The organism is Minwuia sp., assembly GCF_048263705.1.
Lineage (GTDB): Bacteria > Pseudomonadota > Alphaproteobacteria > Minwuiales > Minwuiaceae > Minwuia.
This window is the reverse complement of the sequence record NZ_JBLXDV010000007.1, coordinates 66217-92158: the sequence shown is the minus strand read 5'-3', so window position 1 is coordinate 92158 and position 25942 is coordinate 66217. Positions and strand designations below refer to the sequence as shown.

26 protein-coding genes are annotated in these 25942 nt (G+C 64.2%); 19 read left to right on the top strand and 7 right to left on the bottom strand.

Going from position 1 to position 25942, the window contains the following annotated elements:
- The first annotated feature begins 163 nt into the window (after window positions 1-163).
- Genes ACN0X7_RS11720 through ACN0X7_RS11695 form a run of 6 tightly spaced genes read left to right on the top strand, consistent with a single transcriptional unit; the run spans window position 164 to window position 5186 of the window.
- Window positions 164-1144, top strand: a complete 981-nt coding sequence (locus tag ACN0X7_RS11720) for an NAD-dependent epimerase/dehydratase family protein (RefSeq protein WP_417517398.1) — start codon at window positions 164-166, stop codon at window positions 1142-1144.
- Entirely contained in the window at window positions 1137-1622 is a 486-nt protein-coding gene (locus ACN0X7_RS11715) for a PaaI family thioesterase (RefSeq protein WP_417517396.1), read from the top strand. The genes ACN0X7_RS11720 and ACN0X7_RS11715 overlap by 8 nt, the downstream gene beginning before the upstream one ends.
- On the top strand, window positions 1619-2062 hold the full coding sequence (locus ACN0X7_RS11710) for a PaaI family thioesterase (RefSeq protein WP_417517394.1): 444 nt from the start codon (window positions 1619-1621) through the stop codon (window positions 2060-2062). Before ACN0X7_RS11715 ends, ACN0X7_RS11710 begins: the two co-directional genes overlap by 4 nt.
- A 45-nt stretch (window positions 2063-2107) precedes the next feature.
- On the top strand, window positions 2108-2587 hold the full coding sequence (locus tag ACN0X7_RS11705) for a PaaI family thioesterase (RefSeq protein ID WP_417517392.1): 480 nt from the start codon (window positions 2108-2110) through the stop codon (window positions 2585-2587).
- Between the two features lie 10 nt (window positions 2588-2597).
- Complete coding sequence (locus tag ACN0X7_RS11700; RefSeq protein WP_417517390.1) at window positions 2598-4367, top strand: M3 family oligoendopeptidase; 1770 nt, start codon at window positions 2598-2600, stop codon at window positions 4365-4367.
- Between the two features lie 24 nt (window positions 4368-4391).
- Window positions 4392-5186: an enoyl-CoA hydratase-related protein gene (locus ACN0X7_RS11695; RefSeq protein WP_417517388.1), complete on the top strand. Its 795-nt coding sequence runs from the start codon at window positions 4392-4394 to the stop codon at window positions 5184-5186.
- Between the two features lie 91 nt (window positions 5187-5277).
- Here ACN0X7_RS11695 and ACN0X7_RS11690 read toward each other — a convergent pair whose 3' ends face one another.
- The 3 genes from ACN0X7_RS11690 to ACN0X7_RS11680 all read right to left on the bottom strand — a co-directional run bounded on the left by ACN0X7_RS11690 (window position 5278) and on the right by ACN0X7_RS11680 (window position 8473).
- Window positions 5278-6378 (bottom strand): acyl-CoA dehydrogenase family protein, encoded by a 1101-nt coding sequence (locus ACN0X7_RS11690; protein ID WP_417517386.1) that lies wholly within the window; start codon window positions 6376-6378, stop codon window positions 5278-5280.
- A 4-nt stretch (window positions 6379-6382) separates the two neighbouring features.
- Complete coding sequence (locus tag ACN0X7_RS11685) at window positions 6383-7573, bottom strand: acyl-CoA dehydrogenase family protein (RefSeq protein ID WP_417517384.1); 1191 nt, start codon at window positions 7571-7573, stop codon at window positions 6383-6385.
- Window positions 7574-7705: 132 nt separating this feature from the next.
- Complete coding sequence (locus ACN0X7_RS11680; protein WP_417517382.1) at window positions 7706-8473, bottom strand: crotonase/enoyl-CoA hydratase family protein; 768 nt, start codon at window positions 8471-8473, stop codon at window positions 7706-7708.
- A 145-nt stretch (window positions 8474-8618) separates the two neighbouring features.
- Here ACN0X7_RS11680 and ACN0X7_RS11675 point away from each other — a divergent pair, with 145 nt between their 5' ends.
- The 6 genes from ACN0X7_RS11675 to ACN0X7_RS11650 all read left to right on the top strand — a co-directional run bounded on the left by ACN0X7_RS11675 (window position 8619) and on the right by ACN0X7_RS11650 (window position 16256).
- Window positions 8619-9770 (top strand): nitronate monooxygenase, encoded by a 1152-nt coding sequence (locus ACN0X7_RS11675; RefSeq protein ID WP_417517380.1) that lies wholly within the window; start codon window positions 8619-8621, stop codon window positions 9768-9770.
- Between the two features lie 202 nt (window positions 9771-9972).
- Window positions 9973-11610, top strand: coding sequence for an acyl-CoA synthetase (locus ACN0X7_RS11670; protein WP_417517378.1), 1638 nt, complete (start codon window positions 9973-9975; stop codon window positions 11608-11610).
- Between the two features lie 180 nt (window positions 11611-11790).
- Entirely contained in the window at window positions 11791-13320 is a 1530-nt protein-coding gene (locus tag ACN0X7_RS11665) for an acetyl-CoA acetyltransferase (protein WP_417517376.1), read from the top strand.
- 24 nt (window positions 13321-13344) lie between these two features.
- Complete coding sequence (locus tag ACN0X7_RS11660) at window positions 13345-13956, top strand: glutathione S-transferase family protein (RefSeq protein ID WP_417517374.1); 612 nt, start codon at window positions 13345-13347, stop codon at window positions 13954-13956.
- A 183-nt stretch (window positions 13957-14139) separates the two neighbouring features.
- Complete coding sequence (locus ACN0X7_RS11655; protein WP_417517372.1) at window positions 14140-15144, top strand: TIGR03617 family F420-dependent LLM class oxidoreductase; 1005 nt, start codon at window positions 14140-14142, stop codon at window positions 15142-15144.
- Between the two features lie 20 nt (window positions 15145-15164).
- Window positions 15165-16256, top strand: coding sequence for a mandelate racemase/muconate lactonizing enzyme family protein (locus ACN0X7_RS11650; RefSeq protein ID WP_417517370.1), 1092 nt, complete (start codon window positions 15165-15167; stop codon window positions 16254-16256).
- A 15-nt stretch (window positions 16257-16271) separates the two neighbouring features.
- On the opposite strand, the gene ACN0X7_RS11645 is transcribed toward ACN0X7_RS11650, so the two are convergent.
- Window positions 16272-17228 carry an MBL fold metallo-hydrolase gene (locus ACN0X7_RS11645; protein WP_417517368.1) on the bottom strand — a complete coding sequence of 319 codons (957 nt, stop codon included), beginning with the start codon at window positions 17226-17228 and terminating at the stop codon, window positions 16272-16274.
- 89 nt (window positions 17229-17317) lie between these two features.
- Here ACN0X7_RS11645 and paaX point away from each other — a divergent pair, with 89 nt between their 5' ends.
- From paaX to ACN0X7_RS11630, 3 genes are read left to right on the top strand one after another with little or no spacing between them, the layout of a single operon-like run.
- The gene (gene paaX, locus ACN0X7_RS11640) at window positions 17318-18226 is read left to right on the top strand and encodes a phenylacetic acid degradation operon negative regulatory protein PaaX (protein WP_417517366.1); all 909 of its coding nucleotides are present in this window, start codon (window positions 17318-17320) and stop codon (window positions 18224-18226) included.
- A gap of 42 nt (window positions 18227-18268) precedes the next feature.
- Complete coding sequence (locus ACN0X7_RS11635) at window positions 18269-19570, top strand: FAD-dependent oxidoreductase (RefSeq protein WP_417517364.1); 1302 nt, start codon at window positions 18269-18271, stop codon at window positions 19568-19570.
- A gap of 3 nt (window positions 19571-19573) precedes the next feature.
- A complete protein-coding gene (locus ACN0X7_RS11630; protein WP_417517362.1) occupies window positions 19574-20389 on the top strand; it encodes a phosphodiesterase in 816 nt (271 codons plus the stop codon).
- Between the two features lie 157 nt (window positions 20390-20546).
- Here ACN0X7_RS11630 and ACN0X7_RS11625 read toward each other — a convergent pair whose 3' ends face one another.
- Complete coding sequence (locus tag ACN0X7_RS11625; RefSeq protein WP_417517360.1) at window positions 20547-20732, bottom strand: hypothetical protein; 186 nt, start codon at window positions 20730-20732, stop codon at window positions 20547-20549.
- 205 nt (window positions 20733-20937) lie between these two features.
- On the opposite strand from ACN0X7_RS11625, the gene ACN0X7_RS11620 reads away from it, so the two are divergent.
- A complete protein-coding gene (locus tag ACN0X7_RS11620) occupies window positions 20938-21132 on the top strand; it encodes a hypothetical protein (RefSeq protein WP_417517358.1) in 195 nt (64 codons plus the stop codon).
- A gap of 8 nt (window positions 21133-21140) precedes the next feature.
- Entirely contained in the window at window positions 21141-21875 is a 735-nt protein-coding gene (locus tag ACN0X7_RS11615; RefSeq protein ID WP_417517356.1) for a capsid assembly protein, read from the top strand.
- A gap of 4 nt (window positions 21876-21879) precedes the next feature.
- Here ACN0X7_RS11615 and ACN0X7_RS11610 read toward each other — a convergent pair whose 3' ends face one another.
- Window positions 21880-22233, bottom strand: a complete 354-nt coding sequence (locus ACN0X7_RS11610; RefSeq protein ID WP_417517354.1) for a Spx/MgsR family RNA polymerase-binding regulatory protein — start codon at window positions 22231-22233, stop codon at window positions 21880-21882.
- Window positions 22234-22438: 205 nt separating this feature from the next.
- Here ACN0X7_RS11610 and ACN0X7_RS11605 point away from each other — a divergent pair, with 205 nt between their 5' ends.
- Window positions 22439-23572, top strand: a complete 1134-nt coding sequence (locus tag ACN0X7_RS11605; RefSeq protein ID WP_417517352.1) for an aromatic ring-hydroxylating oxygenase subunit alpha — start codon at window positions 22439-22441, stop codon at window positions 23570-23572.
- Between the two features lie 18 nt (window positions 23573-23590).
- Here the strand turns inward: ACN0X7_RS11605 and ACN0X7_RS11600 are convergent, their stop codons facing one another.
- Window positions 23591-24079 carry an L-2-amino-thiazoline-4-carboxylic acid hydrolase gene (locus ACN0X7_RS11600; RefSeq protein WP_417517350.1) on the bottom strand — a complete coding sequence of 163 codons (489 nt, stop codon included), beginning with the start codon at window positions 24077-24079 and terminating at the stop codon, window positions 23591-23593.
- Between the two features lie 343 nt (window positions 24080-24422).
- Here ACN0X7_RS11600 and ACN0X7_RS11595 point away from each other — a divergent pair, with 343 nt between their 5' ends.
- Complete coding sequence (locus tag ACN0X7_RS11595; RefSeq protein ID WP_417517348.1) at window positions 24423-25886, top strand: hypothetical protein; 1464 nt, start codon at window positions 24423-24425, stop codon at window positions 25884-25886.
- Window positions 25887-25942 lie beyond the last annotated feature (56 nt).

Genomic DNA, 25942 nt, shown 5'->3' with positions numbered 1-25942 from the left:
GCGGCAGGCGCGCTGTTTCAAGATGATACGTTTCTCAATCTGACACAAGTCCTGCGTCACACCGCCCGTCGTTCGCGCGGGGCCATGACGCGGAACCGGCTGGCGGGGCCGCGCACAATGTGTTTCATAGGGGCCGATTATCCCAACGGCCAGAAGGCGTAACATGACTATCCTGGTTACCGGCGTTGCGGGGTTCATCGGCTCTCATGTGGCGCAGGTCCTGCTGGATCGCGGCGATCGCGTGATCGGACTGGACAGCCTCAACGACTATTACAGTGTGCAGCTGAAACGGGACCGGCTCGCGCGTCTTGAGGGCCGCAACGGGTTCCGTTTCCATCAGGTCGATCTGGCGGACTTCGAAGCACTGAAGGCGGTCATCGCCGAGGCCGGGCCGATCCGGGGGATCGTCCATCTGGCGGCACAGGCGGGTGTGCGCTACTCGCTGACCAACCCGCATGCCTATCTGCATTCGAACCTGACCGGCCATCTGAACATGCTGGAGATCGCGCGCCACGCCGACGGTCTGGACAACATGGTCTACGCCTCGTCCAGTTCGGTCTATGGCGGCAACACCAAGCTGCCGTTCTCGGTCGAGGACCGCGTCGACAATCCGGTCTCGCTGTATGCCGCCACCAAGAAGTCGGACGAACTGATGAGCCACGCCTATGCGCATCTGTTCCGCATACCGTTGACAGGCCTGCGCTTCTTCACGGTCTACGGACCGTGGGGGCGCCCGGACATGGCGCTCTGGCTGTTCACGGAAGCGATCCTGGCGGGTAAGCCGATCAGTGTCTTCAACAATGGGGACATGAGCCGGGACTTCACCTACGTCGACGACATCGTGAAGGGCATCGTCGGGTCGCTGGATCATCCGGCTGCCGACGATGGCACCCAACCGCCCTACAAGATCTACAACATCGGCAACCACCAGGCCGAGCCGCTGATGCGGATGATCGAGGTGCTGGAAGACGCGCTGGGCATGAAGGCCGAAAAACAGATGGAACCGATGCAGGCCGGCGACGTCCAGTCGACCTACGCCGACATCGAGGCCATCCGGCGCGACATCGGCTTCGAACCCTCGACGCCGATCGACGTCGGCATTCCGAAGTTCGTCGACTGGTACAGGACCTATCACCGTGTCTGAGGGTGACAGCAAACAGGACCCGAACGAGGTCACCTGGTTCGACAAGGTCAGGATGATGGGCGATCACGCGCAGGGGCAGTTCCGCGCGCTGAATCTGAATATCGTCGAAGCGAAGAAGGAAGCTGTCATCGCCCGCCTGCCCTGGCAGGAGGAACTGGTCGGCGACACCGAAGGGCGCATCCTGCACGGCGGTGCCATCACGACGCTGATCGATTCCGCCTGCGGCTATGCCCTGTTCGCCTACCTGGAGGCGCTGGGCGACATTGCCACGCTGGATCTCAGGATCGACTATCTGAAACCGGCCCTGCCGGATCAGGACGTGTTCGCGCGCGCCGAGGTCTACAGGACGACGAAATCCATCGCCTTCCTGCGGGCCAGCGCCTATCAGACCGAAGGCGATCCGATCGCCAACGCCGTCGCGACCTTCATGCTGGGCGCGAACGCCGCGAAGCTTGCCGCCAAGGGGATCAGGACATGAATATCTCGGACATCGTGAAACAGGCGCAAAGCACCGAAGACTATCAGTCGGTCATCGACACGATTCCCTACATGCGGTTTCTGGGTCTGACGGTCAGCGCCGACGCGCAGGGCCCCATCGTGCGAATGCCGGGCAGCGACCACATCATCGGCAATCCGATCCTGCCGGCGATCCATGGCGGCGTCGTCGGCGCCTTTCTGGAATCGACCGCCATCGTGCATCTGATCTGGGCGCGCGAAAGCCAGCAGGTGCCCAAGATCATCAATCTGACCATCGATTATCTGCGGTCGGCGCGGGTTGTGGACACGTTCGCTCAGGCGACGATCACCAAGCATGGCCGCCGCATCGCCAACATGCACATCGAAGCCTGGCAGGCGGACCGCGACAAGCCGGTGGCAGCCGCGCACGCGCACTTCCTGTTGCCCGCCGAACAGGACTGATCCGCACGCCAGCCGCAGTCGGCCGCATCCGCGGGAGGAGATCACATGGCCCTAGTCGTCGAACCGCGCAGCGAATGGCAGCGCTTTCCTGCCGTCGATCTGCAAAGCCTGCAGGAACTGGAGGATTCGATCCCGCACATCCTTGCGCTGGGCATCCAGTTGCTTGAGACCAGCGGCCCGATTGCGGTCTCGCGCCTGCCCTATGCCGACAAGCTGATCGGCGATCCGGCCAGCGGCGTCATCCATGGCGGCGCGATCACCACGCAGATCGACAACCTGTGCGCGGTGGCCATGCATTCCGGTATCGGATACGCCGTGCCCTGCGCGACCATCGATCTGCGTGTGGAATACCTGAAGCCCGCGACGCCGGGCCTGGACGTCATCGCGCGGGCCGAACTGAAACGCATCACCCGGCAGATCGCCTTCATCTCGGCCAGTGCCTATCACGATGAGGACGACCCCATTGCCCTGGCGAGTTGCACCTACATGTTACTGCCAGAACGCGAAAGCACCCTCAGGAAGTGAGTACTGAAGCATGAACAACATGAGTCCCCTGCCGTCGTGGAACCTGGACGACCTGTACAAGGGTACGTCCGATCCGCAGATCGAGGCGGATTTCCAGTCCTGCGACCGCGAGGCCGATGCGCTGCGCACCGCCATGCTTGGCAAGATCGCCGGGGCGGACGGCGACACGCTGGCCCAGGGCATCGCCGACTATGAGGTTCTGCAGGACCGGATCCAGCGGCTGATGGCGTTCTCGTTCCTGAACTATGCCACCGACATGTCCGACGGGGAGCGAGTGCGCTTCTTCCAGGGCGTGCAGGAGCGCCTGAACAGGATCACCGCCAAGCTGCTGTTCTTCTCGCTGGAGATCAATCACCTGGACGAGAAGGACCTTCAGGCGCGCATCGCGACGTCGGACAGGCTGGCGCATTACGGTCCCTGGCTGCGCGAACTGCGGACGATGAAGGATCACGTGCTGTCCGACGAACTGGAGCGCCTGTTCCACGAAAAGTCGATCACGGGGTCCAGCGCATGGACCCGGCTGTTCGACCAGACGATGGCCGAACTGGTCTTCACCATCGACGGCAAGGACATGCCCAGCCAAGATGCGCTGAACCTGCTGTCATCGTCGAAACGCGATGTCCGCCAGAAGGCCGCCGCCGAGATCAGCCGCGTGCTGGGTGCCAATATCAAGCTGTTCACCCTGATCACCAACACGCTGATCCGCGACAAGCAGACCGAGGACGAATGGCGCAACATCGCCCGGCCGGAATACGGCCGCCACATCCTCAATCAGGTCGAGCCGGAAGTGGTGAACGCCCTGCGCGATGCCGTGTTCGACAGCTTTCCGCGCATCTCGCACCGCTACTACGCCCTGAAGGCGAAGTGGCTGGGGCTGGAGAAGATCGAACATCACGACCGCAACGCGCCGCTGCCCGACAATGACGATGCGACCATCCCGTGGGACAGCGCCGTCGAGACCGTGCTGGAGGCCTATGGCGGGTTCTCGGGTGAACTGCAGACCGTGGCGCAGAACTTCTTCGACAAGCCCTGGATCGACGCCGCGCCCAAGGCGGGCAAGTCGCCCGGGGCGTTCGCCCATCCGGTCACGCCGTCGACGCACCCCTACCTGCTGATGAACTATCAGGGGAAGGTGCGGGACGTGATGACGCTGGCCCATGAACTGGGTCATGGCTGTCACCAGATGCTGGCGGCGAAGCAGGGTGCGCTGATGAGTTCGACACCGCTGACGCTGGCCGAGACGGCGAGCGTGTTCGGCGAGATGCTGACCTTCCAGTCGATGCTTGCCGGTGCGACCAACCCGAACCGGCGGCGGCTGATGCTGGCCTCGAAGGTCGAGGACATGATCAACACCGTGGTGCGCCAGATCTCGTTCTACGAGTTCGAACTGCGCCTGCATGCAAAGCGGCGGGACGGGGAACTGTCGCCCGAGGACATCGGCGCGGTCTGGCTGGACATCCAGCGCGACAGCCTGGGGCCGGCGTTCGACCTGCGCGACGACTACGCCTGCTACTGGTCCTACATCGGCCATTTCGTCCATGCGCCCTTCTACGTCTATTCCTACGCGTTCGGGGACTGTCTGGTGAATGCGCTGTACCAGACCTATCAGGCCGAGCCGGACGGCTTTGCGGACAAGTATCTGCAGATGCTGGCCGCAGGCGGGACGCTGCATCATTCGGAGCTGCTGAAACCCTTTGGTCTGGACGCCGCCGACCCGAAATTCTGGTCCCGCGGCCTGTCGCTGATCGAAGGCTTCATCGACGAACTTGAACAGATGTGATCTGTCGCCCTGGGGAGGAACGATATGACCGATGCCAAGGAACAGGCGGTGCTGACCGAACGCCGGGATCAGGTGTTCTGGATCACCATCAACCGGCCCGACCGCAACAACGCGATGAACGATCACGTCACGGGCGGGATAGCGGACGGCCTGCGCGCGGCCCAGGCCGATGACCGGGTGCGTGCGGTCGTGCTGACCGGCGCGGGCGAGAAGGTCTTCTGTGCGGGGGGCGATCTGTCGCCGCAGCCGGACGGCAGCCCCTTCAAGACCGAACCGTCGCGGCCGCAACTGAAACTGACCGACATGTTCGAGGCCTTCGAGGCCTGTACCCTGCCGATCATCGCGCGGGTGAACGGCCACGCGCTGGGCGGCGGCTTCGGGCTGGTCTGCGCCACCGATCTGGCCGTCGGTGTGAAGGGCGCGCGGCTGGGCACGCCGGAAGTGGGTGTCGGCCTGTTCCCGATGACCATTCTGCCCTACATGCTGCGCGTGCTGCCGCGCCGAAAGGTGCTGGAACTGTGCATGTGCGGTACGCCGTGGAGCGCCGAACGCGCCTTCGACGAAGGTCTGCTGAACGCGGTGGCGGAACCCGGCGATCTGGATGCCGTGCTGGACGAACTGCTGGCCGATATCGTGAAGCGCTCGCCCACCGCGATCCGCCTGGGCAAGACCGCGTTTCACGCCGTGCAGGACATGCCGATCCGCGAGGCGCAGCAATATACGCAACTGATGCTGCCGATCATGGCCGGCACCGACGACGGCAAGGAAGGCTTCGCCGCCTTCCAGCAGAAACGCGACCCCGACTGGCCGAACAGCTGAAGCAGTCCCGTCTCTGGCTGAATCGCCGGGACCCGGACGGTCATTTCCGGTTTATCTGGAGGGTTCCACCCCGTACGTCTGACCGTTCCGATCAGATGCCGGAACGGGCAAACCCTTGCAGCCGGGCGGCGTCGGCGCGTGTGACTTCCGGGCCGCCGAGCAGTTGCCGGTTCAGACCGATCCGTTTGAACCAGTAGTGCAGGCCCATCAGGTCGGTGAAGCCCATACCGCCATGGACCTCGGTCGCGGTGCGGGCGACGAAGGTGCCGACTTCGGCCAGATGCGACTTTGCCAGCGCGGCCATCAGCGGGAATTCGTCGGGCTCGGCGTCGGCGGTGTGGGCGGCGTACCAGACCAGCGACCGGCAGGGCTCCAGCCGGGCGGCCATCTCGGCGCACATGTGCTTGACCGCCTGGAAGGAGCCGATGGTGCGGCCGAACTGCTGGCGCTCCATGGCGTAGGCGACGGCCTTCTCGATCATGTGCTGACCCGCGCCCAGACTGTCGGCGGCGATCAGCGTCCGGCCCGTGGCGATCATGGCGGTGATGGCCGCGCTGGCGTCATTGCCGCCGTTCAGCGCGTCGGCTCTCACATTGTCGAAGGTCAGTTCGGCAACGGTGCGCGTGCGATCGATGGTCGTCAGCCGGTTGACGGTCAGCCCGTCCGCATCGCGCGGCACGACGTGCAGTCCACAATCCCTGTCGGCGACGATGAAGTGTGTGGCCTCGCCCGTGTCCAGCGCGAACAGGGCCTTGCCCTGAAGGCCACTGGCACCGGATGCGACACCGGCCTTTTCGCGCGCGGCGGCGGCTTCCGAGATGGCGATGCCGAACCGCACGTCGCCGGTCGCGATCTGAGCCAGCCAGTCGGCCTGCTGCGCCGTGCTGCCCGCTTCGACGAGTGCAGTGACCGCCAGCGCCGCGTTGGCCATGAACCCGGCGGGCGTCACGTGATAGCCGAGCATCTCCTGCACCAGCGCGGCATCCAGCAGGGCCAGTCCGGATCCGCCATGGGCCACCGGGACCATGATCCCGGCCAGCCCCATCTCGACCCAGGCGCTGTTCAACGCCTCGGTCGCGCCCGCGTCGCCGTCCGCGACCTGGCGCACGTCGTCGAGCGCCGACGCGCCTTCCAGAAACTTGCCGACCTGGTCCTGCAAAAGGCGCTGGTCTTCCGACAGTCCGAATTCCATGGCCTCAGACCTTCATTGCCTTGGGCTCACGCGGCATGCCCAGCCCGCGTTCCGAGATGATGTTCTTCTGGATCTGCGCCGTGCCACCGCCGATGATCAGGCCGAGATCGTACATGTAGCGATATTGCCAGGCCCCGTTGTCGCGCAGGTAATCGCCTTCGTCGAACAGGATGCCAAGCTCGCCCATGACGTCGATGGCGAAGCCGGCGAGCTGGTGGTTCAACTCGCAGCCCTGCAGCTTCACGATCAGCCCGGCGATGCCCTTCGATTCGCCTTTCTGGCTCATCGTCATCAGGCGCATGCCGTGCATCTTCATCGCATGGACCTCCGCCTGCAGCCGGATCAGCCGGTCGCGGAACACCGGGTTGTCCATGACGCGGCGGCCGTCCAGCGTCTCGGTCTCCATCAGGCGGATGATGGCGGCCAGGCGGCTCATCCCGGCGTTCGGGTTGCCCAGCATACCGCGTTCGTGCGTCAGCACCGCGTTGGCCACATTCCAGCCGCGTCCCCGCTCCGAGACGATCTGCGTGACCGGCACGCGCACGTCGGTGAAGAAGACCTCGTTGAAATTGGCGGTCATGGTCATGTCGACCAGCGGGCGCACCTCGATCCCCGGCGTGTCCATCGACAGCAGCAGGAACGAGATTCCCTTGTGCTTCGGCGCGTTCGGTTCGGTGCGGATCAGGGCGAACATCATGTCGGCCTGCTTTGCGGTCGAGGTCCAGATCTTCTGGCCGTTGATGACGAAATCGTCGCCATCGACCACGGCAGTTGTCTTCAGGCTGGCCAGATCCGAACCTGCGCCGGGTTCGGAATAGCCCTGGCACCAGACCACCTCGCCGCGCAGGGTCGGGCCGATCCACTGGCGTTTCTGCTCTTCGGTGCCCAGTTCCAGCAGCGTCGGGACCAGCATCGAGATGCCCTGGTTGGCGATCCCGCCGGGCACGCCCGCTTCAGCGAACTCCTCCGCAATGATGCGCGACTGCAGAATGTCCGGCTCCGCGCCATAGCCGCCATATGCCGCCGGGATCGTCCGCGCGGCGTAGCCATGCTCGATCAGCAGTTTCTGCCAGGCAAGACGCGCCGGGTCCTTCGGGTTCCGCGATCCGCCCGGCGCCTTGTCGGCGTGGGTTGCGATGAACTGCCGGACCTCGTCTCGGAAGGCCTCATATTCAGCGCTCAGTTTCAGGTCCATGATGGCACCTTAAGGTGAAATTCCGGTCATCCCCGGTGGCGCAGCCACCCGGGGGACGCGTTCAGGAAATGGTTGATTCAGCCCGATCCCCGTGTTTGCCGCGCAAGACGGGAGTGACGACATGCAGACGCTTCACTTCGCCTTCCAGACCGGCGCGCGCTTCTCGATGAAGGCCCTGGGGCCTTCCTTGAAGTCCTCGGTGCCGCCGAGATAGCGCATGGCGTCCGTGCTGGCCTTCCAGAGTTCCTCGTCCGAATCCACCATCGCGCGTTTGGTGATCTGCATGGCGCGCTGCACGGCCAGCGGTGCGTTGGCGGTGATGCGTCCCGCCAGTTCCAGCGCCTTGTCCATCAGGTCGGCCTGGGCCACGACATAGTTCACCAGTCCCAGATCATGGGCGCGCTGTGCGGTGATCGGGTCGCCGGTCAGCATCAGTTCCATGCCGACCGCCGGGCCGACCGCGCGGGGCAGGCGGAACAGGCCGCCCGCCGCGGGCACCAGCGAGCGCTTGACTTCCGGCACGCCGAAAACGGCTTCCTCCGCCGCGACCACCATGTCGGAGGCCAGCACGATCTCACAGCCGCCCGCGACCGCCGCGCCGTTCACCGCCGCGATCAGGGGTTTCGTACGCTCGCGCTTCACTATGCCCGCAAAGCCGCCGCGCTTGGTCGACAGCCGCCCGGCGTCGCCTGAGGAGATCGCTTTCAGATCCGCACCGGCACAGAACACCTTGCCCGACGAGGCGATGATCCCGACCCAGAGATCGTCATCGGCCTCGAACGCGTCGATGGCGGCTTCGATGCCCTCGGCCACGTCGCCATTGATGGCATTGCGCGCCTCGGGGCGGTTCAGGGTGATGATGAAGACGTGCTCGCGCTTCTCGGTCTCGACGACGGCCATTCGATATTCCTCCCAACGGTGGCTGGGCACCATACTGGCGCGAAGCCCGCATCCCTTTCAACGGAGACTTGCACATGAAGGGCTTGCCGCGTCGCCCGCGATCCCGGATTGTTGGCGCTCGGACAGCTCGGGGAGGAGCCGGACCATGAAATCACCGATCTGCACCATGCTGGGAATCGAGTTCCCGCTGGTCGCCTTCACCCATTGCCGCGATGTCGTGGTCGAGGTTTCCAAGGCCGGGGGCATGGGCGTTCTCGGCGCGGCGGGCATGTCGGCGGAAAAGCTGAAGGTCGAGCTGCAATGGATCGACGATCACATCGGTGGCCGGCCCTATGGCGTCGATCTGATCGTGCCGACGAAGTTCGCGACCAAGGGCGAGAAATCGAAGCCCGGCAGCAATGTCTCGAAGGTGCCGGACGCGCACAAGGACTTCGTGAAGGACCTGCTGCGCAAGCACGATATCGACCCCGATGAGATCGTCACCGACGAGCGCATGAAGCGCGGCACCCGGCTGGGCGACAACATGGCCGACGACGGCGCGCTGTCGTTGCTGGATGTCTGTTTCCAGCACCCGATCAAACTGATCGCCAATGCGCTGGGCACGCCGCCCGCTTACATGACCGAACGCGCGAAGAAGGAAGGCGTGCCGGTCGCGGCCCTGGTCGGTGCGCGGGAACACGCCATCAAGCAGGTGCACGCCGATGTGGATATTCTGGTGGTCGCGGGCGGCGAGGCTGGCGGGCACTGCGGCGACGTCTCGACCCTGGTGCTGGTGCCGGAAATCGCGCGCGCGGTGCGGGAAATCCGCCCCGACAACCCGGTGCCGATCCTGGCTGCGGGCGGCATCGTCACCGGCGAGCAGATGGCGGCCTGCATGGCCATGGGCGCGGACGGCGCATGGACCGGCTCCGTCTGGCTGACCACGGCGGAGGCGGAGACCTCGCCGGTGGTGAAGGAAAAGATGCTGGCCGCGAGCAGCCGGGATACGGTGCGATCCAAGGCGCGGACGGGCAAATATTCGCGGCAGCTGCGCTCGGCCTGGACCGACGCCTGGGAAGCGGAAGGCGCCCCGGTGCCCCTGCCCATGCCGTACCAGTCCATCGTCACCGAACCGGTCATGGGCCGCGTCACCCGCATGGCCGAGGGCGGTCATGAAGGCGCGAAGCGGCTTGCCTCGTATTTCGTGGGGCAGGGTGTCGGCCTGATGAACGAACCGCTGGGCGCAGGCCAGGTGGTGCAGACCTTCAAGGAAGACTTCATCGCTGCCCATGAGCGGATGGCGGGGTTGTTTGAGTGAGTCGGGAAACCGCCCACTTGGGGATGGATGGGCTGGCCAAGTGGGCGGCTCGGGCATCGCAGGAATTGACCAGCATCATGCTGGCCACTCGCTCGAACCTCAAATGCGAAAGAGCAGACACAGTGTGTGACCCCGATTCGGAAGGAGACTGGCAGGTCGGCGGGCTGGCCGACCCAGCCATCCCCAGCCCGCCTGTTCCGTAATGTTCAATCTCGCCCTCATCAACGAAGCCGTCAGCGCGGCGATACCGGACCGGACCGCGATCATCCATCGCGACCGGCGGCTGACCTATGCGCAGGTGGCCGAGCGCACGCGACGGATGGCCAATTTCCTGCTGTCCCACGACATCACGATGCACCGGGAACGCGACGGGCTGGAGAACTGGCAGTCCGGGCAGGACCATGTCGCGCTCTACATGTTCAACTGCCCGGAATATGTGGAATCCATGCTGGCGACGTGGAAGGCGCGGGCGGCGCAGTTCAACGTCAATTACCGCTATGTCCGCGAGGAACTGGAATATCTGCTGAACGATGCCGACGCGAAGGCCGTGATCTATCACGCGCAGTTCGCACCGGTGATTGCCGAGATCCGCAAGCAGGTGCCGACGCTCCGGCTGTTCATCCAGGTCGATGATGGCTCCGGCGTGCCGCTGATGGACGGCGCGTTCGACTACGAACAGGTCATCGCCGACGCGTCCGACACGATGCCCGATCTGGATCATTCGCCGGACGATCTGTTCATCCTCTACACCGGCGGCACGACGGGGATGCCCAAGGGCGTGCTCTGGCGTCAGGAGGATGCCTATCTCAGCCAGATGGGCGGTTTCTACAACGGCACCGACCGCATCCGGGACATGGACGAACTGGTCGACCGGGCGGCCCATCTGAAGAGCCACACCATCTTTCCGCCGCCGCCCTTCATGCACGGGGCGGGCACCTATCTGTCGATCCGGGCGCTGAACGAGGGCAACACGCTGCTGATCCAGTCGGTGACCGACCGGTTCGATGCGAAGGATGTTCTCACCCGCATACAGGAACACCGGCCCAGCCTGATGCTGTCCATCGGAGACGCCTTCGGGCGGCCGCTGATCGACGAACTGGAACGCGGCGACTATGACGTGTCGTCTGTCCGCTACATGACCAACACCGGCGCGATCATGTCGAAGGGTGTGAAGGCGGGCCTGATCCGGCACATGCCGAAGCTGACCATCCTGGACTCACTGGGTTCGTCCGAGACCGGCGTGCAGGCGATGCAGCACACCGGCGCGAAGGGCAATGCGAAGTCCGGCGATTTCGCGATTGTGCAGGACGCCATCGGCGTCTCGGAAGACCGCACCCGAATTCTGGAACCCGGTTCGGGCGAGGTCGGCTGGCTCGCCAAGCGGGGGGTCGTCCCTTATGGCTACTATGCCGACGAAGCCAAGACGAAGGAGACTTTTCCGGTCATCGACGGCGTGCGCTACGCCATCGGCGGGGACAAGGTGAAGCTGCTGGCCGACGGCGGGATCGAGTTCTTCGGGCGGGAGTCGGTGACCATCAATTCAGGCGGGGAAAAGATCTTCGCAGAGGAAGTCGAGGAAGCGCTGAAGCCGCACCCTTCGGTCGCCGACGTGCTGGTCGCCGGACGCCCGTCCGAGCGCTGGGGCAACGAGGTCGTGGCCATGATCCAGTTGCGCGACGGCCATGCCGAGGATCGCGCGAGCCTGCTGGCCGAGGCGGCGAAACACATCGCCCGCTACAAGCTGCCCAAGGCGTTCCTGTTCGTCGATGAGGTCGGCCGCTTCGCCAACGGCAAACCGGACTATCGCTGGGCCAAGAGAGAAGCGGAGAAGGCCCGGTGATGATCTGCACGATTTCCCCTCCCCCTTCGAAGGGGGAGGGACAGGGTGGGGGTTGGCTGCGGACAGATTGCGTGATGAGCCGGACATCTGTCTTCGAGCCATCGACCCCCTCCGATCGCTTCGCGACCACCTCCCCCTTCGCAGGGGGAGGGTTTTTGAAGTCGAAAGGGGATGCCAGGCATGACCAATGACCTGACACCGGTACTCATCGGCGTGGGCCAGGTGACCGACAAGGGGCGCGATCTGGACGATTTGCCGGGTCAGATCGGCCTGATGCAGTGGGCGGCCGAGCGTGCTTTCGACGACGCCGGGCTGGATCGTTCGAAGACCGCCGATCTGGACGAGATCCTGGTGGTGAAGGCATTCAGGGAATCGACGCCGAATTCGCCCGCTTCGCTGGCATTGCGGCTGGGGGCGGCGAAGGCCGCGACAGGGCTGATGCCGGACGGTGGCAACGGCCCGCAATATCTGGTCAACCGCACTGCAGAGAAGATCGCGCGTGGGGAAACCCGGTTCGTGCTGCTGGCCGGGGCCGAGGCGAAGGATTCGGTCCGGCGTCTGAAGAAGGCGGACCGTCCCATCGACTGGGCGGAAGCGCCAGACAGCGATCCCACCATGATTGCCGAGCCGCTGCAGATGGCCAGTGGCTATGAACGCGCGCACGGCATCTGGGCACCGGCGCACGTCTATCCGATGTTCGAGAACGCCTACCGCCATCGTCTGGGACGCTCGATTGCGGATCACCAGATGGCGATGGGGCGTCTGTTCGCGCACCTGTCCGAGGTCGCTGCCGAGACACCCGGTGCCTGGTTTCCGATCCCGCGCACGGCGGAAGAGATCGCAACGCCCACCCCCGACAACCGCATGGTCGGCTGGCCCTATACCAAGCTGATGAACGCCTTCAATCACGTGGACCAGTCGGCGGCGATCCTGATGACGTCAGTGGCAGGTGCGCGCGAGATGGGCGTGCCGGAAGACAGGTGGGTCTATCTGCATGGCTGTGCCGACGCCAACGAGCCGGTGATGGTGTCGGAGCGGGGCGATTATGCGACCTGCCCGGCTATCCGGGTGATGGGCCAGAAGGCGCTGGGCATGGCCGGCGTCGATCAGAGCGCGATCGATTTGTTCGACCTCTATTCCTGCTTCCCCAGCGCCGTCGCCATCGCGCGCGACGAACTGGGTATCCCGGAAGATGACGCGCGCCCGCTGTCGGTGACGGGCGGGCTGCCCTATCACGGCGGGGCGGGGAACAATTTTGTCATGAACTCCATCGCCTGCATGGTCGACAAGGTCCGCGCCACGCCGGGATCGAAGGGCATGGTCACGGCGAACGGCGGTTTCCTGACCAAACATGCCGCGGGCATCTATTCGACAGACCCCAGTCCGGGCCACGATGGTGCCGGATGGGCGCGCGAAGATCCGGCGACCTATCAGGCGGAACTGGATGCGCTGCCGGTGCCGCCGGTGGTGAAGGTTGCGGAGGGCGATGCCGTGGTCGAGACCTATACGGTGGTCTTCGATCGCGATGGCGCACCGCGCGCGGGCTTCATCATGGGGCGGCTGGGCGATGGTGCCGATGCCATGGCCCCGCGATTCATCGCCCATGCGGTGGACGACGCCGACCTGCTGCACCAGATGACACGGGAAGATTTCATCGGGCACACGGGCACGGTGACCAACATCGACCGCATCAATATCATGCGGTTCTGAAATTCGTTTCCTGGGGAGGAACACATGAAACTCTATCACGCACCGAATTCACGCTCGGTCCGCATTGTCTGGCTGCTGGAGGAACTGGGGCTGGACTACGACCTGGAGGTCATGAAGCTGGGCGACAAGGCCTTCAAGTCGCCGGAATATCGCGCCAAGCATCCGATGAGCCGTGTGCCGCTGCTGGAAGACGGCGATGTCTCCATTTTCGAATCCGGTGCGATTGTCGAATATCTGGTCACGAAACACGGCGGCGGAAAGATGCGCCCCGCACCGGAGTCCGAACATTTCCCGGCCTATCTGCAATGGCTGCATTATGCCGAAGGCATGCTGATGCCGCCGGTCAACACGATCATGGTCGAGACCTTCTTCCTGCCGCCGGAGCGCCGCAACGAGGAAAACGTGAAGCGCGCCACCAAGATGCTGGGCCACATGCTGGGTGCGGTCGAGAAACACATGGAAGGGCGCGAGTTCATCGCCGGAGACTTCTCGGGGGCGGACATCATGTGCGGCCATGCCTGCATCGTGTCCGGTCGTCTGGGCGGTGGACTGGATGGGACGCCGAACGTGAAGGCCTATACCGAACGTCTTCAGGCACGGTCCGCCTGGAAAAAGGCGCAGGAAGCCGGGGCATAAGTGACGCGCATCGGCATCGACAAGACGCCCTGACCGTCACCCCCGGCTTGTCCGGGGGCATGTGCCCGGAGAACAACCGGCTTGGCCCGGTGTGCTCCGCCATTGGCCCCCCGCATGAAGCGGGGGTGACAGTCGGAGTCTGCGACGACCGTCGTGCAAACCCTCAAAGGGAGACATATTGCCATGAAAATCGACGCGACAGTCCGGAACGCACTGCACACGGTGCCTGATGAGGTGCGTGCCGCCGAGGCGGCGGGCCACGATGGTGTCGCGACGGCGGAACTGGCGAACGATCCGTTCCTGGCGCTGGTGCTGGCGGCGGAGCATACCGAACGTGTCGAACTGGCCACGGCCATCGCGGTCGCTTTTGCCCGCAATCCGATGACCCTGGCCATTCAGGCCCACGACCTGAACGCCTATTCGAAGGGACGGTTCATTCTGGGGCTCGGCAGCCAGATCAAGCCGCACATCACCAAGCGGTTCTCGATGCCCTGGTCCGCGCCTGCCGCACGCATGAAGGAAATGATCGAGGCGATCCGCGCGATCTGGGCCTGCTGGTACGATGGCGAACGGCTGGATTTCCATGGCGAGCATTACACCCACACGCTGATGACGCCGATGTTCACACCGGAAAATACCGAATTCGGCGCACCGAAGATCCATCTGGCCGCGGTCGGACCGCTGATGACCCGGACGGCGGCAGAGGTTGCGGATGGTATCCTGCTGCACGCCTTCACCACCGCTGAGTATTTCCGCGATGTGACCGTGCCGACGGTGACGAAGACGCTGGAGGAGAATGGCCGCGCGCGGGGCGACTTCGAATTCAGCCTGCCGGTCATGGCGGCGACGGCGATGAACGATGCCGAGCTTGAAAAGGCCCGCTTCAAACTGAAGAAGCGCATCAGCTTCTATGGCTCGACCCCCGCCTACAAGGTGGTGTTCGACCATCACGGCTGGGGCGATCTGCAACCGGAACTGAACCTGATGTCCAAGGCGGGCAAGTGGGACGAGATGGCCGGACTGATCACCGATGATGTCTTCGACGCCTTCGCCATCGTCGGCACGCCCGCGCAGGTCACCGATCAGATCATCGCCCGCTTCGGCGGCGAACTGGACCGGGTGAATGTCGACCTGTCGGCGGCAGGCGAGCAGATGCCGGAACTGATGGCGAAGCTGCGCGCCGCCTGACGGGCCGGGGAGGGCCGACCATGAAAATCCGTGATGCCGAAATCATCCAACTGTCGATTCCATTCACCGACGGCAGTTCCGGTGTCGGCCTGATGCCACAGCAATGGACGCATCTGGACGTGGCGCTGCTGAAGCTCACGACCGAGGAGGGCGTCGTCGGCTGGGGCGACGGCTTCGCCTATCATTGCGTGAACGCGACCATCGCCGTGCTGCGCGACATGGTGCTGCCGCACGTGATCGGGGCCGAGATCGACGACATCGCCGCCTTCAACCATCTGCTGCAGAAACGCCTGCACCTTCACGGACGTTACGGCATCACCATCTTCGCGATCTCGGCGGTCGATACGGCGCTCTGGGACATCGCCGCGAAACAGAGGGGCGTCTCGCTGGCGAACCTGCTGTCCGACGCGCCGCGCCGGTCGATCCCGGCCTACGCCAGCCTGGTGCGTTATGGCGATCCCGGGCAGGTCGCCGAGTTTGCCGCCGATGTGGTGGCGCGCGGCTACCGGAACGTGAAGCTGCACGAGATCGCACTGGACTGCATCGAAGCCGGGGTGCAGGCCTCGGGCGGGGACGTGCGGGTCACGACCGACGTGAACTGCAACTGGTCGCTGGACGAGGCGCACCGGATGATGCCCGAGATGCAGCGGCTGGGCCTGTACTGGGTGGAAGAGCCCGTGTTTCCGCCCGACGATGCCGAAACGCTCGGCGCGCTGCAGGATCGCTACGGGGTCTCGATCGCGTCGGGGGAGAATGCCTGCACCCTGACCGAGTTCCGCCGCACCATCCCGAAGATCGATTACGTGCAGCCGTCGGTGATCAAGGTCGGCGGCGTGACCGAGGCGGCGGCGATCTGCGATGCAGCCGCCGAGCAGGGCAAGACCGTGATGCCCCACTCGCCCTATTTCGGACCGGGCTACTGGGCGACGGTGCAGCTGATGGCGGCGAAGGCCAACGCCGGCCTGTTCGAATATTTCTGGATCCAGCCGGAGGCCTTCATCGACCCGTCGATCCCGCATCCCGTCGATGGCGGGATCGCCGTGCCCGACCGGCCCGGCATCGGTTTCGAGCCCGATCCGGATGTGCTGGCGAAGTACCGGGTGGACGGTTGAACCTGGCGCCAGGTCCTACTTGGCGCCTTCCAGTTCCTTCCACATCTCGATATCGCGTTCGGCGGTCCAGATGCGCGGGTGTTCGATGCCCGACGCCTCGTCGTACGCGCGGGTGATGTCGAAGGGCATGCAATGGTCGAAGATGGACCACTGGCCGTATTTTTCCTCCAGCCGCGGCACGACGGAATCGTAGACTTCCTTCAGCGACTGGTCTTCGGACACGCCGCCGGCGGCCCCCTCGTACAGCGCACGGACGAAGCTCTCGGTCCCCGCCATAGCCTTCTCGCAGTCTGCGGCGGTCTTCATCGCCGGCCCGCGGCCCGGGATCAGGTATTCCGGTTCCAGCGCACGCAGCTTCTCAAGCGTGGCAGGCCAGTCGCGCAGGTAGGCGTCGCCCGTGTAGGGGGTCGCTCCGTTCTCCACCAGGTCGCCCGAGAACAATACCTTCTGCCCGGGCAGCCAGACGATGGTGTCGCCCTTGGTGTGGCCGCGACCGGGGTGGATGATCTGCACCTCCAGATCGCCCATCATCACCGTCATGCGCTCCTTGAAGGTGATCGTCGGCCATGTCAGGCCCGGGATGCTGTCGATGCCACGGAACAGGCGCGGAAACCGGCCGGCCTCGGAATCATAGTCCTGCTGTCCGCGCTCCCGGATCAGGTCGTGGGTCGGTTCCGAGCAGATGATGTGTTCCGCCCCGTAGGCCGCGGCGCCCAGAACGCGCACGGCATGGTAATGGGTCAGGACGACATACTTGAAGGGCTTGTCGGTGACCTTGCGGATGCGGTCGATCAGGTCCTCGGCTGCCACGGGGGTCGAGCGCGTGTCGATCACCATGACACCGTCGTCTCCGATGATGACCCCGGAGGTGGGATCGCCTTCCTCGACATAGACCCAGGTGTTCTCGGTCAGCTGTTCGAAGCTGACTTCCTTTTCCTCGTCGACCTCGGTCGATGCAAATGCGCGGGCCATGTATCGTCTCCTCAATGAACGCCTGTTTTGTACTACCATCCGGGCGATGACGTTGAAAGCGCCGCCGAAGCCGATAAGCTTGCAGGTTGATGACATTGCTCCCCAAATCAGATTCGGTCGGCACGTTGCTGCAGAATGTCGATTTCCGTGCACCTTCGCTGATCGTCACGATCTGGGGCGACACGATCGCGCCCACCGGCGCCGCCATCTGGCTGGGCAGCCTGATCCGGCTGGCGCAGCATTTCGGGCTGAACGAGCGAGTCGTGCGCACGGCGGTCTTCCGGCTGCAGAAGGATGGCTGGCTGCAGAGCACGCAGTCCGGTCGGCGCAGCTACTACGAACTCGCGCCTGCGGGGCAGCATCTCACGGTCGCGGCCGACGCGCGGATCTACCGGTCGGCGGCCCCCGACTGGGACGGCACCTGGCTGACGCTGATCGCCGGACCCGAGACGCACGCGATCCGCGACCGGCTCTCGCGTGAGCTGTTTCTGCTGGGGTTCGGCAGTCCGGCGGCGGGGGTCTATGTCCGTCCCGACGGAGCCTCCGACAGTGTTCGCGAGATTCTGAGCGATCTGGGCGTGTCGGAGCATGTTGCGGCGTTCCGGTCCGATGGGGCGCTGACGATGGCACCCCTGCACGGGCTGGTGGCGCGCGCCTGGGATCACGGTGCCATCGATCAGGCCTACCACAGCTTCATCGGCCTTTTCGAACCCCTGCGGGACGGTGCAAACCAGCTGTGCGACGGGGACGCCTTCATCGTGCGCACGTTGCTGATCCACGAATTCCGCCGGATCACGCTGCGCGATCCGATGCTGCCGCAGACGCTGCTGCCGCCCGGTCAGTCGGGTACGGCGGCGCGGGCGCTGGCGCGCGATATCTACCGTGCGGTTCATGTGCAGGCCACGGCCCATGCCCGCAATCTGCTCGAAACACGTAACGGGCGGCTACCCAAGCCCGGCGCGGCCTACTACCATCGGTTCGGAGGGCTCGCCGGCTGACCTGGGGAGGGCAGGGCGAGCGCGTGAGGGAGGACACAGAACATGACATTGCAGGTAGCCATCATCGGGGCCGGGCCCGCCGGGTTCTATGCTGCCGAGGCGCTGGCAAAGGAAGAAGGCGTTCAAGTCGATCTGATCGATCGCCTGCCGACGCCGCACGGGCTGATCCGCTCGGGCGTCGCGCCCGATCACCAGACCACCAAGAAGGTCACCAAGAAATACGACCAGACCGCCGCGCGCGAGAATGTCCGCTATATCGGCAATGTCACCATGGGCACGGACGTCAGCGTCGCGGAACTGCGCGACCTCTACGATGCGGTGATCATCGCGTTCGGTGCCGAGGGCGACCGCCCGATAGGCCTGCCGGGAGAGGACAAGGAAGGGGTGTACGGCTCCTTCGCTTTCGTCGGCTGGTACAATGGGCATCCCGACTTCACCGATCTGGCGCCGGACCTGGACATTGATGCGGCCGTTGTGATCGGCAACGGGAACGTCGCGCTGGACTGTGCGCGGCTGCTGGTGCGCACCGAGAACGAAATGAAGGCATCCGATATCGCCGATCATGCGGGCGAGGCGATCTATGGTTCCGGCGTGAAGGATGTCTACATCCTGGGGCGGCGCGGCCCGGTTCAGGCCAGTTTCTCCATCGCCGAAATGCGGGAGATGGGGGAACTGGAACAGGGCATCTCGGTCGTTCATGACGCGCAGATTCCGGAGGCCCTGCCCGAAGACATGGATCCCAAGGAAGCCCGGTCGCGCAAGCCGGTGCTGGAAGTGCTGAAGAGCTTCAGGCCGAACGTTTCGGGCAGCGCGGCGAAGACCGTGCATTTCGAATTTTTCTGCCGCCCCGTTGAAATCCTGGGCGACGATCGGGTCACCGGTGTCCGGGTGGAGCGCACGCGGCTGGTCGACAACCGCGCGATCGGCACCGGCGAGATGTTTGATATCCCCTGCCAGCTGGTGATCGGCTGCATCGGCTATGTCAGCCGCGAGGTCGAGGGGCTGCCCATGGAAGGCGGAGTCGTCGTGAACATCGACGGGCGTGTCGACCAGGGGCTGTACTGTGTCGGCTGGGCCAAGCGGGGACCGACCGGCACCATCGGCACGAACCGCCCTGACGCGCAGGATGTGGCCGCGCGGGTGCTGGAAGACATGAAGGGCGGCGCGGGCAAGCCGGGTGGCGCGGGTCTGGATGCGCTGCTGATCGATCGGGCCATCCGGGTCACGACCTACGACGACTGGTCGGCGATCGATGCGGCGGAGATCGCTCGCGCCAAGGAGGGCGCACCGCGCCGCAAGTTCCTGACCATCCCGGACATGCTGTCCGTCGTGGACGAGGCCTGAGCATTGACCATCATCGTCCAGATCAGCGACATGCATGTGGCCGATCCGGACACGCCCTCCGACGATCTGCTGCATCAGGCGGACCGGCTTGCGACGGCAGTGGACTGGATCAACCGGCTGCAGCCGCAGCCCGACGCGGTGCTGGCGACCGGCGATCTGGTGGATCATTTCCAGCCCAGCCAGTATCAGCGGCTGCGGTCGATCCTGACGCGGCTGGACATGCCGTTCTATCTGATGATGGGCAATCACGATCACCGGCAGAACCTGCGGGAGGCGTTCCCCGATCACGCCTATCTCGGCACGGACGATTTCGTTCAGTACACGGTCGAGAATCTGGGTGTGCGCATCATCGCGCTGGACACGCAGGTAACGGGCAAGACCGAGGGCGCGCTGTGTACATCGCGTCTGGACTGGTTGGACGCGCGACTTTCCGAGCAATTCGACCGCCCGACCATCGTGGCGCTGCATCACCCGCCGTTTGCCAGCGGTGTCGTGCAGATGGATGCGCACGGCCTGATGACGGGTCGCGAGGAACTGGCAGGGATACTCGACCGGCATCCGCAGATTGAGCGCGTGGTGATCGGCCATATCCACCGGCCGATGACGACGCTGTTCGGGGGACGGCTGGCCATGACCTGTCCCAGCACGTCCCACCAGATCGCGCTGCAGGTGGGGCGGGCCGACGGCGTGGGCATCGTCGACGAACCACCGGCCTGTCTGATCCATGTCTGGCGGCCGCCGCACGGTCTGGTCAGCCATCTGGTGCCCGTCGGTGCGTTCCCCGCGCTGGCCGACGTCGATCTGCGCCGGGGTCACTAGAGCGTTTTTCGTATTCATGGAATCACCATGAAAACGAAATAACGCTACTCGCACAGGTAGTTGCCATTCTTGAAAACAGTCTGAATGGTTCCATTCAGACTGTTTCCGCCCCAGGGTCGGTCCAGTCGGTGACCCGGCCGATCCGGGGGCGGGGTCCCTATCGCCGTGTCGTATCCAGACCCAGAAACGAGAAATCCGATTCCTGTGTCTTGCAGCGCGAGCACAGCCGGTTGTGCACACCGTAGCTGGTGAAGGGCTCGTTGCAGCACATGCAGCGCCGCGGTGCCCTGAGTTTCTGCCGTCCGATCACCAGCCTCGCCCGGCCCTGCCGTGTTTCTGACATCCGTCCGTTCCCTTTCGTCAGACTGTTTCGATGACGCAGGATTACCGCTTTTGGCGTGCTTGACAACGTATAAATACCGATTATACGAAAAATACCTTGTAATATTACCGAAATCTGTCATTACTGTCCCCCATGCCGGACAGCGACGATCCGGGACAGCCATGACGCAACAGCCAGAGGAGAGAGCAGGCGATGGGTGGCACCGATGGATGAGACGGCGAAGTGTTTCGCACGATGCTTTCGCGGCACGGATGGTGATCAGGCGATTGGCCATCTGCGCGCGATGACACTGGAAACAGCGGCCGGACCAGACATTTCGGATGCCCGCCTGCGCCATCTGGAAGGCCAGCGTTTCATGGTGCGCACCATCATCAATCTGATCGAACGAGGACGAAAATGAACACCAGCATGGTTGACTACACAGAGGCGGGCGGTGCCGGGGATGGCAAGACGCGCCGCATTTCCTACCGCGGTACCGAGCTTGAAATACCGGAAATGTTCTGGGACAAGGAAGCGGGGGCTGTGAACATCGCCGCGATGCTGAAGAGCAATCAGGACTTGCGGCGGAAGGTCTCGGTCATGGGCAAGGCGCCGGCCAAGTACGACCTGCGCCTGCCCGAGGACATCGCGACGAAGCGCAAGGTCGATGCCGACGATCCGCTGGCGGCGGCGGCGATGGACTGGGCCCGGCGGAACAACCTGCCGCAGGCGGCCTTCGACGAACTGGTGGACACCTTCGTCCGTCAGGAAGCCGAGACGATGAACCCCCGGAAGTTCCGCGATATCCAGATGGCCGCCCTGAAGGAGAAGTTCGGTCACCGCTGCGACGAGGTCTGCAAGGACGTCGGCCACTGGTTCGGGGCCCTGATGAACCGGGACTTCGCCGAACAGCCGGAACTGAAGGAAGCTGCCGAGGAACTGGCCTCCGATGCGCGCGGCGTCATGCTGCTGAAGGCCATCCGGGATCGGCTGGTCGAGAAGGGCGTGCCCGGCAATCACTACACCGGTTCGGGCGCAATGGATGAAGCGGCGCTGCGCCGGCTGCAGGCTTCCGATGCCTACATCAACTCACGCCATCCCGATCACGCCGCCACCGTGCAGCGGGTCCGCGACGGCTGGCAGGCGCTGGTGGGCAAGGGCTGAGGTCTCAGCCCTTCAGTTCGGCTTTCACCTGATCCGTGAAGCCGACGAGGACGCGCGGGCCTTTCTCGAACACGGGCCGCTTGATCAGCGCCGGATGCGCCGCGCCAAGCCGGATGGCACCTTCTCCGGTTTCGGCGCTGGCGCGATCCTCTTCGGACAGGCCCCGCCAGGTGGTGCCGCGACGGTTGATGAGTTGGGATTGCTCGACCGTCGCGGCCCACCGCTTCACATCTTCCTCGGCGATCCCGTCGGCGCGTACGTCGATGAAGCGGTGGTCGATACCCTCCGCATCCATCCATTTCCGGGCTTTCCTGCATGTGTCGCAGTTCCTGAGCCCGTAGACCTTCCAGCCCGCCATCGCCATCTCCCTTTCCGCTCGGAAACATCAGCCTTCTGATACGGGCCGCGGCGAACGCCTGTCCACAGTTTTGGTGGCGGGTAAAGCACGAACGGGCCGGGAAGCGCGGAAAGCTGCCATGCATCCGCTGCGGTTCCTGTCACCGTCCGGACCTGTGTTAGTCTGCGCCGGACACAGACACTGCGTGACACGGGGAGACGATGGAATGGGCAAGCTGTTGAGCAGTGACGATCTGATCGATCGCATTTTTTCGCACATCGACGGGAAATCGACGGACGCGGGCGGTGACGTCTGGCGGGAGCCGGTCGAGAACTATGCGTCGGAAGAACGCTTCGCCGCCGAGGTCGAGGTGATGCGGCGCATTCCGGTGCCTTTCTGTCCGTCCTCGGCGCTGCCCGCCAACGGGACCTACATCGCGCGGACCGCCGCGCTGACGCCGCTGCTGCTGGTGCGGGGTGACGACGGGGTGGTGCGCGGGTTCCGCAATGCCTGCCGTCATCGCGGGATGCCTGTCGCCGAAGGATCGGGCGAGACCCGCAGCTTCCAGTGCCGCTATCACGCCTGGACCTACGGGCTGGACGGCGGCCTGAAGCATGTGCCGGGTGAGGCGGAGGGCTTTCCCGGCCTGGACAAATCCTGCCACGGGCTGACGCCGGTGCACGAGGTGACCGAACAGGGCGGCCTGATCTTCGTCACCCAGGACGAACCGATTTCGGACGGCGCGCTGCTCGACATGCCGGAGATGCTGTCACCGGAACAGGAACTGTTCAACACCATCGAATTCACCGATGAAGCGAACTGGAAACTGATCGGCGAGACCTCGATGGAGGGCTATCACATCAAAGCCCTGCACAATAAGTCGTTCTACCCGTACGGCTTCGACAATCTGAACGTCGTCGAGACCTACGGGCGCAACAGCCGCATCGTCTTTCCCTTCCGCCGCATCGAGAAACTGCGTGACGTCCCGCGCGAGGAACGCCGCCTGCGGGGCATGATCACCGACACCTACCAGCTGTTCCCGAACACGCATATCTCGGTGCTGTCGGACCATGCGATGCTGATCATCCTGGATCCGGTGACGCCGACCGAGACGAACTGGATCATCTATCAGGTCAGCCCGAAGACCGAACCCGGCCAGACCGTCGATATCGAGAAGATGAAGCGCGACGCCAACTTCGTGCAGGACACCGGCCTGATCGAGGACCGCTGGGCCGCCAAGGGGATCAACGATCACCTGAAAAGCGGCGGCAACACCCACCACACGTTCGGCCGCTTCGAACAGGCCATCGGCCACTTCCACAAGCACCTGACGGCGCACGTGGAGATGCTGGAGGGGTGATGCGCCACGGCCTGCGGACTACTTGGTGAAGCGGTACCGGAAATCGCAGTAGGGTGCGCCGGACATGATGGTCTGGGTGCGGGTGAACTCGACGTCCGGGGCGCCGACCTCGGCGATGTCGAAGTCGATATCGCACAGCAGGAACCTGCCCAGTTCCGGCTCGCCCAGCGCCTTGAAGAATTCGGCGTAGGCACAGCGGGTGACGTTGTAGTCGCGGACCGTCTCGGTGTCGGTCAGCATCTCGCGTTCGATGCTGTCGCCGATGCGCGGGCGCATGTCGGCCCAGATGCCGTCCCACTGTTCGCGGGCGGTGCCTGACTTCTCTTCGCCGATACGTCTGTGCAGATCGCGTGACCAGTCCCGCAGCGCGGTCTCTACCAGCCGGTCGCCTTCTTCCCGACCCAGTCGCTCGCGGATGGCGCGCACGATGGGCAGCAGAACCCGCGCCTGAAGCTTTACTTCTTCGAGCAGCGGCAGATCGGTGTCATGCGGGTTCTCGACGGTCATGGTTCTGCTTCCCCCTGTTTCGGCCTGTTGCGTGACGGGTATCTTCGCAGACGTGGAGCCGTTGGGCCACTTGTAGAGCTACCGCCGGACCTGCCGCCGCCTTCCCCGCATGAGCGCGAGCGTCCGGCGTCTTCCGATCTCATCTTCCGGGCGGTCAGGATGTGTGTTTTCGCGCAAGGATTGAACCGGCGGCGCGGTAATTCCCTTGAGTTCGTGATTGCCAGACGTCTACGCTGTCGGCAGCCGGATCAGCGAGGGGGACCGGCCTTCAGATCCCGAAATCTGAACGGGACATTCGGTCGGGCGTCCGTTTGTCGCTTTTGCTTCAACAGGAGATCCACGAATGATCAGCAACCCCACGAAGTGCCTGGCAGGCGCTTTGGCGCTGACGGCTTTGCTTTTCGCCGGCGCACCGGCATCGGCGCAGCAAGATCCGTTGTTCGATGCCTTCACCAGGGCGCCGGCAACATCGGCGCAGGCCGGCAACTTCTTTCAGATCGTTACCTCAAACGGGAAACAGGTTCTTGGCGCGGAACGAAACTACCCTGATATCCGAACCCAGCAGTTGCGGAATTTCGCGTATGTGAATGTCACGCGGCTGGGGGCACAGTCGTTCGACAATGTCCCCGAGACCTATCTGCGGGTTGCCAACGTCAGTTGCCCGACGACCTGTTTCGAGATCCGGCACCGTTCGGATGGCAACGACGCCCTGCTGGCGCTGACCCATCAGGCGATCACCACAGAAGAAACAAAGGACGCCGGGGGGAACATCACCCGGCTGACGCTGCCGGCGGGCGAACCCGCCTGGTACAGCATGACCGACCAATCGACTTTGGGTGAATCGGCAATCTACGCCAAGACCGCCGTGCTGATGCTGGTCGCGCATCCCTCGGTGCCTGACAGATACGTCATTCGCGCGTTTCGGGATGGCGTGCTGACGGATCAGGCGTTGCGCAGCACGATGGCGGACAATCTGATCTTCAACTACCAGAAGGTCGTGCGGGCCAGGTGGTCGGACACATTCCGGATGGCCAATTTCGATCCGTCGGATGTCCGCCAGCAGTTGACGCTGAAACGGGCCGTTGGCGAGCTTGGCAGCATGAATGTGGCGTTGAAGGACAATGGCGCAGACCGCGTCTCCTTTACCCTGAAGAACCACAATGAAAGCCGGCTGATCTTTGGCGGGATGCTGTTCCGCATGAACGACCGCGATCCTGTCAGCGCCTTCGAGAGCACAGAGGTCTTTCTCGGTTTCGGAACCCGGCTTTTCGAGCGCATCGGCCTGAAGGACGCCATGAATCCGAACAAGATCATCTCGTTCCCCTGGTCGATCATCGGACGCCCGGGTCTGGTGCTGGCTGTTCCGGCCAGCGCGACCGTCAGCGGATGCGAGATCCGCCCGGTCTGGGGTTATCCGCTGTCACCCGATGCACAGGGCGATCAGTGGCGCGTCTGCCGTTTTCCGATGGCGACGGTAGCCGGTCTTGCATACGAATACCGCTTCCGCAGCACGTCGTCCGATCACAGGACCTGGGTGGCCGAGGTCAAGCCTGACGGCGCACAGGACTTCTCGAAGATCGGCGAGGTCACGTTCGATCGCTCGATGAAGATATACGGGGACGCGACTGCAACGGTATCCTCGTCCGCGACTTCCAGCTGCGCCGATGCGCCAAGGCCGAGCCTGACGATCTCGAGTGTGACGACCGCAGGGGGTGTCGGAACGGCGGATCTGAGGGGTGTTGATTTCGGGCCATGTCAGCTTTCCCTGCAGATCGAGAACGATACGGTTTTCAATCTGGGGAACTGATCAGTGCGGAAGGACCCGGGAGTGAATGCGAGTTGGTTGTCGAGACCGGTGCGTGT